This is a genomic window from Psychrobacillus sp. FSL K6-1464, from assembly GCF_038003145.1.
Classification (GTDB): Bacteria; Bacillota; Bacilli; order Bacillales_A; family Planococcaceae; genus Psychrobacillus; species Psychrobacillus psychrotolerans.
On record NZ_JBBOOP010000001.1, the window covers coordinates 3,484,444 to 3,497,580 of the forward strand.

The 13,137-nt window shown below is 42.2% G+C and carries 8 protein-coding genes, 6 tRNA genes and 3 rRNA genes; 1 reads left to right on the forward strand and 16 read right to left on the reverse strand.

What is annotated here, in order from left to right; genetic code table 11:
- Window positions 1–5: 5 nt before the first annotated feature.
- The 15 genes from MKX39_RS17705 to MKX39_RS17775 all read right to left on the reverse strand — a co-directional run bounded on the left by MKX39_RS17705 (window position 6) and on the right by MKX39_RS17775 (window position 11,372).
- The gene (locus MKX39_RS17705; protein ID WP_340770804.1) at window positions 6–1,280 is read right to left on the reverse strand and encodes a CdaR family protein; all 1,275 of its coding nucleotides are present in this window, start codon (window positions 1,278–1,280) and stop codon (window positions 6–8) included.
- Window positions 1,273–2,106 carry a diadenylate cyclase CdaA gene (gene cdaA, locus MKX39_RS17710; protein ID WP_093537356.1) on the reverse strand — a complete coding sequence of 278 codons (834 nt, stop codon included), beginning with the start codon at window positions 2,104–2,106 and terminating at the stop codon, window positions 1,273–1,275. The genes MKX39_RS17705 and cdaA overlap by 8 nt, the downstream gene beginning before the upstream one ends.
- A 121-nt stretch (window positions 2,107–2,227) precedes the next feature.
- Complete coding sequence (locus MKX39_RS17715) at window positions 2,228–2,854, reverse strand: zf-HC2 domain-containing protein (protein WP_093537355.1); 627 nt, start codon at window positions 2,852–2,854, stop codon at window positions 2,228–2,230.
- 17 nt (window positions 2,855–2,871) lie between these two features.
- Window positions 2,872–3,444 carry an RNA polymerase sigma factor SigW gene (gene sigW, locus MKX39_RS17720; protein WP_093537354.1) on the reverse strand — a complete coding sequence of 191 codons (573 nt, stop codon included), beginning with the start codon at window positions 3,442–3,444 and terminating at the stop codon, window positions 2,872–2,874.
- A gap of 207 nt (window positions 3,445–3,651) precedes the next feature.
- Window positions 3,652–4,551, reverse strand: a complete 900-nt coding sequence (gene rocF / locus MKX39_RS17725) for an arginase (protein WP_093537353.1) — start codon at window positions 4,549–4,551, stop codon at window positions 3,652–3,654.
- A gap of 70 nt (window positions 4,552–4,621) precedes the next feature.
- A complete protein-coding gene (locus tag MKX39_RS17730; protein ID WP_245762702.1) occupies window positions 4,622–5,212 on the reverse strand; it encodes a GNAT family N-acetyltransferase in 591 nt (196 codons plus the stop codon).
- A 105-nt stretch (window positions 5,213–5,317) separates the two neighbouring features.
- A tRNA-Ala gene (locus tag MKX39_RS17735) sits at window positions 5,318–5,390 on the reverse strand.
- Between the two features lie 18 nt (window positions 5,391–5,408).
- Window positions 5,409–5,483, reverse strand: a tRNA-Gln gene (locus MKX39_RS17740).
- Window positions 5,484–5,489: 6 nt separating this feature from the next.
- Window positions 5,490–5,573, reverse strand: a tRNA-Tyr gene (locus MKX39_RS17745).
- A gap of 20 nt (window positions 5,574–5,593) precedes the next feature.
- A tRNA-Val gene (locus MKX39_RS17750) sits at window positions 5,594–5,669 on the reverse strand.
- Window positions 5,670–5,829: 160 nt separating this feature from the next.
- Window positions 5,830–5,902 (reverse strand) — tRNA-Thr (locus MKX39_RS17755).
- A gap of 12 nt (window positions 5,903–5,914) precedes the next feature.
- Window positions 5,915–5,989: transfer RNA gene (locus MKX39_RS17760), tRNA-Asn, on the reverse strand.
- 404 nt (window positions 5,990–6,393) lie between these two features.
- Window positions 6,394–6,509 (reverse strand): 5S ribosomal RNA (rrf, locus tag MKX39_RS17765).
- A gap of 185 nt (window positions 6,510–6,694) precedes the next feature.
- A 23S ribosomal RNA gene (locus MKX39_RS17770) occupies window positions 6,695–9,623 on the reverse strand.
- Between the two features lie 195 nt (window positions 9,624–9,818).
- A 16S ribosomal RNA gene (locus MKX39_RS17775) occupies window positions 9,819–11,372 on the reverse strand.
- The 16S, 23S and 5S rRNA genes sit together here with 6 tRNA genes alongside, the layout of an rRNA operon.
- Window positions 11,373–11,663: 291 nt before the next feature.
- Between MKX39_RS17775 and MKX39_RS17780 the strand changes: the two genes are divergently transcribed.
- Window positions 11,664–12,323: a hypothetical protein gene (locus MKX39_RS17780; protein WP_093537829.1), complete on the forward strand. Its 660-nt coding sequence runs from the start codon at window positions 11,664–11,666 to the stop codon at window positions 12,321–12,323.
- Between the two features lie 68 nt (window positions 12,324–12,391).
- On the opposite strand, the gene MKX39_RS17785 is transcribed toward MKX39_RS17780, so the two are convergent.
- Entirely contained in the window at window positions 12,392–13,069 is a 678-nt protein-coding gene (locus tag MKX39_RS17785) for a KinB-signaling pathway activation protein (RefSeq protein WP_093537830.1), read from the reverse strand.
- Window positions 13,070–13,137: the final 68 nt, after the last annotated feature.

Sequence of the window (13,137 nt, forward strand, 5' to 3'; positions counted from 1 at the left end):
ACTATCTATAAAGATTCTTTAACTGTTAGGACTGCTTCTTTTTCAGAAGTTTGCCATTCTACATCAGAAGAACCCTCTACTTGTATAGGGAGAGTACTTTCTCCGACTTCGGAATTAGTTGCTTCTACATATACAGATAGATTATTTAATTGAAGCTTATTTAAGGCCTCTGTTGTCCCTTTAGCAACGACTGTCACGATGCCATCCGTAGGTTTTTCAAAAAAACTTATCAGTTGCTCAGGTAAGCCTCTTACGGTTATAGGTACTTGCTCAAATGACTTTTCTGAAATAGTAGAAACAGGTTCTTCCTGTTCCACCGTTTCTTCTGAATCAGGGTCATTCACAACCGTAACATCGCCAGTAATCTCTATTACCTCTTTTGACAGTTTTGTAACCCCTTCTGGTAAAGCTAATTTCATATCAAAGCTACCAGTCTTCTCTATTTTACTTAGATCTACATCAACATTTAGTTGATCTATTTTATCAAGGACTGCTTTTGGTCCATATAATCGAATTGAATCTGTCTTTGTAGTGAGCTCATTTATGGTGACCCCTTCTTTGGGATTACCTTGTTTTACTAGAGCTAACGGTACCACTTTACTATACTCTTCTATTTTCACACTTACGTGAACAGAGCTTGGTTCAACGACAACGTCTAACTTATTTAAGTCAAGATCGAGTACTTTGACTGTTGTATCCTGTTCAAAGGACTTATTCATGCCTTGATCTCCTGCGACTGTTGCTTTTACATAACCTATGCTATTGATAACACTTTTTGCTCCAGTAATGGTTACTTTTTGTGGTTTTACTTCATAGGACTTCACTACATAGTTTTCAGCCAACAATCCTTCATTCATATCTGTTTCAACATTAAACTCTCGAGAAATACGCTCTTCAATCACTACATCTACATATTGAGGATCTGTTCGCACATTAAGCTTTTCTATGAAGTTTTCAGTTGAAACCGGAACTCGATGAGTACCTATAGTTAGTTCCCGAAGATCTACAAAAACTTTAAAATCTTTCATCAACTTAGCCGATAATACTAAGTTTTTAGGACCTTCAACATTTACGTTGACGGTCTTTGGTGGACCAGTTACAACCAGGTTTTCATGGTCATAATAAACTTCTAGAGGGATATCACGAATGACATCAACGTCATTACCACTTGCATTCTTATTATCGCTTTCTAATTCACTTCTCACACTTATAAAAAGTGCGATTGCTAATATTAGTGCAGTTATCCGCAAGAACCATGGATTATTCATCATTTTATCCATTTTGTTTCCCCCTCCATAACCATTTAGAAGAAGTTACTTGCTCTTCCACTGGAAACCAAAGGCGAGTTAAATGGGTCTCAAATTCCTCTAACGATAAATCTCTTCGTAAATCTCCATTGGAGGTTAAACTAATCGCCCCAGTTTCTTCTGAAACAACAATCGTTATCGCATCTGTCACTTCACTTAAACCAATTGCAGCTCGATGCCTCGTACCTAATTCTTTCGATATGAAAGGACTTTCAGACAAAGGCAAATAGGATGCTGCTGAAGCAATTTTATCTTTTTTTATAATAACGGCCCCATCATGAAGTGGCGTATTTGGAATGAATATATTAATAAGAAGCTCTGATGTGATATAAGAGTTTAACGGAATACCCGTTTCTATATAATCGGTCAAACCGGTTTCTCTCTCTATGGAGATGAGGGCACCAATTCTTCTCTTTGCCATATAACTAATCGATTTCGTCATGGCTGTTATGAGTCGACCTTGTTCTTCTTCCAGCTGCATGGTGCTTCTAGAGAATAACTTCCCTCTACCGATCTGTTCAAGTGCTCTTCTTATTTCCGGTTGGAAAATAATAATAATAGCTAAGAACCCAAACTCAATTACTCGATCCAATAACCAGTCAAGCGTATTTAAGCCGAAAAAGTCCGTCACAACTCTTGCAATAACAATCACAAAAATTCCTTTTAACAATTGAACTGCTTTAGTTCCTTTAATCAAGGTAATAACTTTATAAATAACAAACCATACAAATAAAACATCCAAAATATTTACAATAACGTTTACTGGCATAAGGTCTGTAAATTGCTCCATAAACGACATGTGGCATCCCCCACTTTTCCTCACTAATCCATTCTAAATAAGTATAACATAATTACGATAATCCCTCGCTTTTGGAACACAAAAAGTCTATCCAATAATATTTATGGATAGACTTTCATTTCTATTTGTCCTCTTTTTCAAAGAATGACACAACATTCTTCGCACCGTCTTTAATGTGGAACCATAGCCAGTCAAATACTTCATTGATTTCTTCACTAGTTCCGGTAACATTCGCAGTAGAAGCCATATATGCAGTTCCATTGATAATCGTTAAGTTTCCATCTAATTCTCCGTCAATCTGAACATCCCCGTTTCGAACAACCAGATCTCCCTTAACGACTTGTCCTTCAGGTATAATAACTGTTTCTCCTTCTACAAGAACGTTTTCTTGCTTAGTAAAGGAGAATTGTTGCTCATCATTAAAGTTCGTAAAAAGTGCACTACTCATCAATAATAAGAACATTGCAGCAGCTGCAAGAACTGGATGACGTCGCAACCATTTACTAACCCCTGCAGAAGATTTTTCTTTCGGCAATCTAGCTATAACCGAATGATTGAAATCATTTGGTGCCTCTATGTGAGCAGCTCCTTTGACGAAAGCAACAACATCGCTTAACTCATGCATATGAGCCTGGCAAGCTTCGCATGATTGCAAATGAGATTTAAGTTCCAGCTCATGTTCACGGCTGATTTCACCATCTAAATATTCGTGCATAAAGTGAACAATTCGTTCTGGACACGCATTCATCTTGATTCCCTCCTATATTATATATGAGGCTGTCTGCTTAACTGTTTTCTAAGCGCTTCTCGTCCTCTATGAATCCTTGTTTTAACTGTTCCAAGTGGCAAATCTAATATCTCGCTTATTTCTTGCAAAGATAATTCTTCCATATACTTTAATACAATAGCCGATCTATATTTATCGGGAAGTCTACTAATTTCATACTGTATACGCTCCTGTAGTTCCAGTTTCATGAGTTCTTCTTCTGGAAGTTCATCAGAGGCTGCGATTTGAGAATACATATCAAGGCCTTCTGTACCTCTTACTTCTGCATCTAAATAGTAATCCGGCTTTTTTTTACGAATACGATCAATACATAAATTAGTAGCAATTCTATACAGCCAAGTTGAAAATTTTCTTTTTTGATCGAACGTATGAATATTGATGAAAGCACGGACAAACGCCTCTTGAGCTATATCTTCTGCTTCATGACGGTTCCCAAGCATCCTAAAGCACACTTGAAATAGTCTATGCTGATACAGGTCGACAATCTCCGCGAATGCGTCTTTATCACCCTTTAATACTTGTTTTATTCGTTTATTCACTAACGCATCCATCGTGATATCTCGCCTCCGCCCCATGCGGCTGTCTTACCTTTACGTATGAAGGTATCCACAGGTTTCATTTATTTATAATATCTTAATATTATCAAACTTTTCCAACTTTGTCTGGATTATCAAAAAGAAAAAGCAGACAACATGTCCGCTTTTTCTTTTCAGCTATTTAACTTATCTATGAATAATGTTGGTCCCTATATACCCTTCTTAAATAAGGCTTTCTCCTAATAGTGATCCCATTAGTCCTACTGCTACATCAGCTGTTTTATTTTTTTCATCCAAAATTGGGTTTACTTCTACGAATTCAGCAGAAGTGATCATATTTGAAGCATAGAGCATTTCCATTGCTAAATGACTTTCTCGATATGAGATCCCACCAGCCACGGGAGTTCCTACGCCGGGTGTATATAGTGGATCTAGACCATCTAAATCGAGTGAAAGATGCACTCCATCAACCTTACGATCCACAAAATACTGAATGGCTTGTGTCATTACTTCAGACATTCCAAGCTTGTCAATTTCATGCATAGAAAATACTTTAATACCTTTTTCTTTGATCAGTTCACGTTCTCCTGGATCTACCGAACGAGCACCTATAATAACAACATTCTCTGGTTTAATCTTCGGTGCAAAATCTCGAATATTCACTAACTCCTCATGTCCTAATCCAATACTTACTGCAAGTGGCATCCCATGAATATTACCAGTCGGCGATGTTTCAGCAGTATTTAAATCGGCATGTGCATCATACCAAATAACTCCCAAGTTTTCATAGCGATCTGCCAATCCAGCAAGTGTTCCTATAGCAATACTATGATCCCCGCCAAGGACTATTGGAAAATTGCCTTCCCCAATAATATCGTGAACTCGGTTAGCAAGTATTGTATTAGCTGCAACCACTTCTTCTAGATTACGTAACTTCGTATTTTGAGATGTCTCTCTTCTACCTATTGCAATGTCCCCTACATCATCTACAGAGTGACCAAGCTCTTGAAGTCTCTCCACTACCCCAGCATATCGTATAGCACTCGGTCCCATATCGACACCTCGTCTATTTTGCCCTAGATCCATTGGGACCCCGATAATTGATATATTTAATTTATTCATAATTTTATGCCCCCTTTAGTTCTTACATCTATTGTAAATGCTAGAGGGTGTTTGGCTCAACCAAGCATAATTACGAATATTTATTCATTAATTGAACTAGCTTGTATTTCACTTCCGACCATTCGCTATCTATAATAGAGTAGACAACCGCATTTCGAACAAAACCATTAGATCGTATCCGTTCATTTCGCAGTATACCCTCTTTTACACCGCCAATTCGTTCAATTGCCCTTTGAGAAGATACATTTAACTCATCTGTTTTAAACTGAACACGAATTGTCCCCATTTGCTCAAAGCAATACTTTAACAATAAATATTTACACGTCGTATTTACGTGTGTACGCTGATACTGTTTCCCATAGTAAGTAGAGCCTATCTCGCAACTATAATTTGTCTGGTCTATTCCATAAATACGAGTGGTACCCATAATTTCTTTTGTTTCTGTATTTTCTACTACAAATGCAAGAGCTGTCCCCTCAACATTCATTTGGTGAATACCAACTGCCAACCACTTTTCTAGCTGTTGCTTGTTTTCTATTTTATTTAACATAAATTCAAAAATTTTGGGTTCATACAGTTCCCACAATGCTCCACTATCTGAAGTTAGTAATGGACGTAAGGTTACATCCCCATAGGTTAGTGTCTCAGTCAAATTGTACACCTCGCTTTTTATTTCATCATAAAGGAAAATGCACTATATTGAAAAGTATTTTCACCCACAAAAAAACTCTCTCAACTTTAGGTTGAAAGAGTTTTACTATATTTATGGAGCCTAGCGGGATCGAACCGCTGACCTCCTGCGTGCAAGGCAGGCGCTCTCCCAGCTGAGCTAAGGCCCCAATACTATTTGAAAAAGTTGGCTGGGGTACCTGGATTCGAACCAGGGCATGATGGAATCAAAATCCATTGCCTTACCGCTTGGCTATACCCCATTAAACTGGTGGAGGGGGACGGATTCGAACCGCCGAACCCTAAGGAGCGGATTTACAGTCCGCCGCGTTTAGCCACTTCGCTACCCCTCCAAAGCTAAATTTAAATATTATGGTGGAGGATGACGGGCTCGAACCGCCGACCCTCTGCTTGTAAGGCAGATGCTCTCCCAGCTGAGCTAATCCTCCTGGGTTTTATAAAATCTAGTACGTTATAGCATTCCATCTGGAAAAACTATTATACATTCTGTTGAAAGTATTTTCTTATTTAAATGAAAACCAGACAAGAACTATAATATCATATATCTGACATTAGGACAAGTTTTTTCCTTAAAATAAATTAATGAGAAGCTTCCAACCGGATTTGAACCGGTGACCTCTTCCTTACCATGGAAGCACTCTACCTACTGAGCTATGGAAGCAAAACAAAAAAATGGCTCCGAAGGTAGGACTCGAACCTACGACCAATCGATTAACAGTCGATTGCTCTACCACTGAGCTACTTCGGAACGTTTAATTATTTTAAAGTACAAGTATAATTATAGCAACTCTATTTAAAATTTCAAGCCTGTATTAAAAGTATATTTCAACAACTTATGTTACTCTAAAATATATCTTTGACTAGCATATATTTAGATTTTTTTTATGTTAATAAAACAGGAATTTATAAATTTTAATCGTTTGTATTCACTAATAGCTACTTAAGAAAAGCACGAAAAGTCGTTGCCGACTCTATCAATAACGTTTTTTGCACGCAGCATTAAAGTCTTCGTAAGCGACACTCGCTCGCTTCTCACGTATACCTACGCTTCTAGCCCTCTCTATTTTCTCAGTAACTGCCTGCAGCTTATTTTAATTCTGTAAACACAAAGAAGTCGTTACCGATATAACTCGGTAACGACTTCTTTTTGGTGCCCAGCGACGTCCTACTCTCACAGGGGGAAACCCCCAACTACCATCGGCGCTGAAGAGCTTAACTTCCGTGTTCGGTATGGGAACGGGTGTGACCTCTTCGCCATCATCACTAGACTTATTCGGCTTCCAATATACGGCGCATTGCGTTGTCAACTTCATTCGATCTGTCAGTCACGTACGTTAGTACGTTCCTTCCTTCTCTCACTTGTTTCCTAGCACTGCTTGTATCTTGAAACCCTCATAATAGAGTGCTTGTTCACTCAAAACTGGATAAACGACATTGTTACGTTAAACAAAATTTGGTTAAGTCCTCGATCGATTAGTATTCGTCAGCTGCACGTGTCGCCACGCTTCCACCCCGAACCTATCTACCTCATCGTCTTTGAGGGATCTTACTTACTTGCGTAATGGGAAATCTCATCTTGAGGGGGGCTTCGTGCTTAGATGCTTTCAGCACTTATCCCGTCCACACATAGCTACCCAGCGATGCTCTTGGCAGAACAACTGGTACACCAGCGGTGTGTCCATCCCGGTCCTCTCGTACTAAGGACAGCTCCTCTCAAATTTCCTACGCCCACGACGGATAGGGACCGAACTGTCTCACGACGTTCTGAACCCAGCTCGCGTACCGCTTTAATGGGCGAACAGCCCAACCCTTGGGACCGACTACAGCCCCAGGATGCGATGAGCCGACATCGAGGTGCCAAACCTCCCCGTCGATGTGGACTCTTGGGGGAGATAAGCCTGTTATCCCCGGGGTAGCTTTTATCCGTTGAGCGATGGCCCTTCCATGCGGAACCACCGGATCACTAAGCCCGTCTTTCGACCCTGCTCGACTTGTAGGTCTCGCAGTCAAGCTCCCTTCTGCCTTTACACTCTTCGAATGATTTCCAACCATTCTGAGGGAACCTTTGGGCGCCTCCGTTACACTTTAGGAGGCGACCGCCCCAGTCAAACTACCCGCCTGACACTGTCTCCTACCCGGGTTACGGGTATGGGTTAGAATTTCAATACAACCAGGGCAGTATCCCACCGACGCCTCCTCCGAAGCTGGCGCTCCGGGCTCTAAGGCTCCTGCCTATCCTGTACAAGTTGCACCAAAATTCAATATCAAGCTATAGTAAAGCTCCACGGGGTCTTTCCGTCCTGTCGCGGGTAACCTGCATCTTCACAGGTACTATAATTTCACCGAGTCTCTCGTTGAGACAGTGCCCAGATCGTTACGCCTTTCGTGCGGGTCGGAACTTACCCGACAAGGAATTTCGCTACCTTAGGACCGTTATAGTTACGGCCGCCGTTTACTGGGGCTTCAATTCGCACCTTCGCTTGCGCTAAGCACTCCTCTTAACCTTCCAGCACCGGGCAGGCGTCAGCCCATATACTTCACCTTACGGTTTTGCATAGACCTGTGTTTTTGCTAAACAGTCGCCTGGGCCTATTCACTGCGGCTCTTCTAGGCTATGAACCCAAAAGAGCACCCCTTCTCCCGAAGTTACGGGGTCATTTTGCCGAGTTCCTTAACGAGAGTTCTCTCGCTCACCTTAGGATTCTCTCCTCGACTACCTGTGTCGGTTTGCGGTACGGGCACCTTTCACCTCGCTAGAGGCTTTTCTTGGCAGTGTGAAATCAGGAACTCTAGACATACGTCCTCGCCATCACAGCTCAATGTTAAAGAATGCGGATTTGCCTACATTCACACCTTACTGCTTGGACATGCATAACCAACAGCATGCTTACCCTATCCTTCTGCGTCCCCCCATTACTCAAACGGTGGTTTGGTGGTACAGGAATATCAACCTGTTATCCATCGCCTACGCCTATCGGCCTCGGCTTAGGTCCCGACTAACCCTGAGCGGACGAGCCTTCCTCAGGAAACCTTAGTCATACGGTGGACGGGATTCTCACCCGTCTTTCGCTACTCATACCGGCATTCTCACTTCTAAGCGCTCCACCAGTCCTTCCGGTCTGACTTCAACGCCCTTAGAACGCTCTCCTACCACTGATACCAAAGGTATCAATCCACAGCTTCGGTGATTTGTTTAGCCCCGATACATTTTCGGCGCAGCGTCACTCGACCAGTGAGCTATTACGCACTCTTTAAATGATGGCTGCTTCTAAGCCAACATCCTGGTTGTCTAAGCAACGCCACATCCTTTTCCACTTAACAAATACTTTGGGACCTTAGCTGGTGGTCTGGGCTGTTTCCCTCTTGACTACGGATCTTATCACTCGCAGTCTGACTCCCAAACATAAATCATTGGCATTCGGAGTTTGTCTGAATTCGGTAACCCGGGATGGGCCCCTAGTCCAAACAGTGCTCTACCTCCAAGATTCTAACGTTTGAGGCTAGCCCTAAAGCTATTTCGGAGAGAACCAGCTATCTCCAGGTTCGATTGGAATTTCTCCGCTACCCACACCTCATCCCCGCACTTTTCAACGTGCGTGGGTTCGGACCTCCAGTAAGTGTTACCTTACCTTCATCCTGGACATGGGTAGATCACCTGGTTTCGGGTCTACGACCACATACTCATTCGCCCTATTCAGACTCGCTTTCGCTGCGGCTCCGTCTTCTCGACTTAACCTTGCATGGGATCGTAACTCGCCGGTTCATTCTACAAAAGGCACGCTATCACCCATTAACGGGCTCTAACTACTTGTAGGCACACGGTTTCAGGATCTATTTCACTCCCCTTCCGGGGTGCTTTTCACCTTTCCCTCACGGTACTGGTTCACTATCGGTCACTAGGTAGTATTTAGCCTTGGGAGATGGTCCTCCCAGATTCCGACGGAATTTCACGTGTTCCGCCGTACTCAGGATACACTCAAGAGAGAATGAATTTTAGACTACGGGGCTTTTACCCTATCCTGCGGACCTTTCCAGATCGCTTCGTCTAACTCATTCCTTTGTAACTCTATGTAGAGTGTCCTACAACCCCAAAAGGCAAGCCTTTTGGTTTGGGCTATTCCCGTTTCGCTCGCCGCTACTCAGGGAATCGAATTTTCTTTCTCTTCCTCCAGGTACTTAGATGTTTCAGTTCCCTGGGTGTGTCTCAGATGCGCTATGTATTCACGCAAATGTACTGCTCCATTACGAACAGTGGGTTTCCCCATTCGGAAATCTCCGGATCAAAGCTCACTTACAGCTCCCCGAAGCATATCGGTGTTAGTGCCGTCCTTCGTCGACTCCTAGTGCCAAGGCATTCACCGTGCGCCCTTATTAACTTAACCTAAAAGTTAAAAAGTCTTACACGTCGTGATTACGTAAATAATCACAACAGAATTTCTTGTTGTTTATTGTTTCAATGTCGTTTTATCCAGTTTTCAAAGAACAAGAGTTGAATCTTCATATAAAATGAACATTCAAAACTGAACTGCAAAACGTTAAGATACGAATAAAGATTCGTATTCCGATATTATCCTTAGAAAGGAGGTGATCCAGCCGCACCTTCCGATACGGCTACCTTGTTACGACTTCACCCCAATCATCTGTCCCACCTTCGGCGGCTGGCTCCCGTAAGGGTTACCCCACCGACTTCGGGTGTTACAAACTCTCGTGGTGTGACGGGCGGTGTGTACAAGGCCCGGGAACGTATTCACCGTGGCATGCTGATCCACGATTACTAGCGATTCCGGCTTCATGTAGGCGAGTTGCAGCCTACAATCCGAACTGAGAACGGTTTTATGGGATTTGCTCACCCTCGCGGGGTTGCGACCCTCTGTACCGTCCATTGTAGCACGTGTGTAGCCCAGGTCATAAGGGGCATGATGATTTGACGTCATCCCCACCTTCCTCCGGTTTATCACCGGCAGTCACCTTAGAGTGCCCAACTAAATGCTGGCAACTAAGATCAAGGGTTGCGCTCGTTGCGGGACTTAACCCAACATCTCACGACACGAGCTGACGACAACCATGCACCACCTGTCACCGCTGTCCCCGAAGGGAAAAGCCTATCTCTAGGCCGGTCAGCGGGATGTCAAGACCTGGTAAGGTTCTTCGCGTTGCTTCGAATTAAACCACATGCTCCACCGCTTGTGCGGGCCCCCGTCAATTCCTTTGAGTTTCAGTCTTGCGACCGTACTCCCCAGGCGGAGTGCTTAATGCGTTAGCTGCAGCACTAAGGGGCGGAAACCCCCTAACACTTAGCACTCATCGTTTACGGCGTGGACTACCAGGGTATCTAATCCTGTTTGCTCCCCACGCTTTCGCGCCTCAGCGTCAGTTACAGACCAGAAAGCCGCCTTCGCCACTGGTGTTCCTCCAAATCTCTACGCATTTCACCGCTACACTTGGAATTCCGCTTTCCTCTTCTGTACTCAAGTCCCCCAGTTTCCAATGACCTTCCACGGTTGAGCCGTGGGATTTCACATCAGACTTAAAGGACCGCCTGCGCGCGCTTTACGCCCAATAATTCCGGACAACGCTTGCCACCTACGTATTACCGCGGCTGCTGGCACGTAGTTAGCCGTGGCTTTCTAATGAGGTACCGTCAAGGTACGAGCAGTTACTCTCATACTTGTTCTTCCCTCACAACAGAGTTTTACGATCCGAAAACCTTCTTCACTCACGCGGCATTGCTCCATCAGACTTTCGTCCATTGTGGAAGATTCCCTACTGCTGCCTCCCGTAGGAGTCTGGGCCGTGTCTCAGTCCCAGTGTGGCCGATCACCCTCTCAGGTCGGCTACGCATCGTCGCCTTGGTGAGCCGTTACCTCACCAACTAGCTAATGCGCCGCGGGCCCATCCTGTAGTGACAGCCGAAACCGTCTTTTAACATCTCCCCATGAGAGGAAATGGATTATTCGGTATTAGCCCCGGTTTCCCGGAGTTATCCCAATCTACAGGGCAGGTTGCCCACGTGTTACTCACCCGTCCGCCGCTAAATCAGAAGAAGCAAGCTTCTTCGTCATTCGCTCGACTTGCATGTATTAGGCATGCCGCCAGCGTTCGTCCTGAGCCAGGATCAAACTCTCCATAATAGTTCCTTCCGATATGCAGAGCACATCGGAAGGAACAAATTAGAACTAGTTTAAAAGCTCATTTTGTTTTGCTGGCATCATCATTAAATGATGTCCAAAATTGTTTTGCTATCATACTAACAAGTAGTTGAAAGCTATGTTTCTTAACGTTTTGCATGTTCAGTTTTCAATGTTCATGTTGTTTAAGTGTCGTCTTGTTTCAGCGACCTTTGTATCTTAACATCTTTTTAACATTAATGTCAACACTAAATCATAAAATTAATTAAAACGATTTGAAAAGGTGTGTGTCCCTTGAAAAAATTAGCTGTCTTAGTTGGTTTAGTAATAGTTTTAGGATTGGTTTTATTTAATGTACCAAAACAAATGCCATCGCTGCTCCCTGTTTTTCAGCTCACAGAAAAACCTGCTGTTATTTCAAAAGGTTCGTACGGCAATACAATTACAATAGATTTAACTTTTGGAAGGGATGACGTAGAAAAGTTTGTAACCGAATTACAAGCTCCTTATCCACATTTTTTTATAAGTATCGAATGGATTGAGCGATCTGAGGAAATTATAGAAGTAATGAAAGATAAAAATATACCTATCAGCCTCTTAGGTAAAAATGGATCAACTTATATAGAAAATCCCACTTTGTTTAAAAAAGAGGTTAAACAATTCGAACAAGTAATTGGGGAAAAACCACTTTGGTTTAGAACAATCGATTATGAGTTTCCTATTGAATTACAAAAGGACGCGTGGGGACAGGAAGTAAATTTGCTTAGTTCTAGTAAGTACTGGTCCAACAAAGTTCCAAGTTTTGAAAAGGGAGACATTCTATCTATTCCTCTACACCAAAACGAACGAATTGATATTCAACAATTAACAAAGATCGTTCAATCCACAGAAATGATTACCATTGAACAAAATATATTTGGCTTAAAAGTAAAAACTAAAACCTTTCCAAATTAAAAATTAATTAGCACAAAGAAAAAAAGTAATATAAAAGTTGCTCTGACAATCAGTCGGAGCAACTTTTATTAGTTCTTAGCAGATGCTGCTTCTCTTCTTTTCTTTCTTCGTTCTTCTAATTTCAACCGATCCACTTCTGACTGCGCATTATATTTTGGCAAAGCCAGTAATTGGTATGCATTCACAGCAAGAATTGGGAATAATAAAAGTGTAACCCAACTATCGACATTATCTGCTCGTACCATTAATACCGGTAGCCACTCCAAAGTAGAAATGACAATCATAAAAAACAAAGCAGAGATGAGTGCATGCTTTTTCGTTAGATTTGCTTTAACGACTGCTACTACTACTGATGTAATGATTAAGACCGCAAGTAAGATAACGTATAGCCATATTTGAGCAGTAGTTTCTGCATTAGGTCTAAAACGGAACATGATCAAATCAAAAATAACGAATGCAATAATTAATAACTGTACCCAATTCCACAAAGTAAGAGTTCTAAAAATATTTACTCCCATTTGGTGAACGGTTAGATAGGCAAAGAAACCCATTTGAGCAATTACACTTATTGTAAAGCCCATTACTACCATAAAGGCAAAGGCAGCAAAGAATTCACTCCATTGTCCCGCTTCAAAATATACGGAAAAAGCATCATCCCAACGTATAAATAAACCAAAAATACCTGTGATTAAACCACCAATTAACAAGGCATTTAGAAAGAATTTGAACCAATTTCTAATAGTCACTGCAATATTTCCTCCATCTTTTCTATTTCCTTTATAAAGTGTAACAAGCCTTTTAGGAAAAATCTATT

Bases quoted from the DNA above. Each gene is read 5' to 3' on its own strand.
- cdaA (WP_093537356.1), bottom strand. From the start codon at position 2,106: ATGTCGTTTATGGAGCAATTTACAGACCTTATGCCAGTAAACGTTATT.
- MKX39_RS17705 (WP_340770804.1), bottom strand. From the start codon at position 1,280: ATGGATAAAATGATGAATAATCCATGGTTCTTGCGGATAACTGCACTA.
- MKX39_RS17715 (WP_093537355.1), bottom strand. From the start codon at position 2,854: ATGAATGCGTGTCCAGAACGAATTGTTCACTTTATGCACGAATATTTA.
- rocF (WP_093537353.1), bottom strand. From the start codon at position 4,551: ATGAATAAATTAAATATATCAATTATCGGGGTCCCAATGGATCTAGGG.
- sigW (WP_093537354.1), bottom strand. From the start codon at position 3,444: ATGGATGCGTTAGTGAATAAACGAATAAAACAAGTATTAAAGGGTGAT.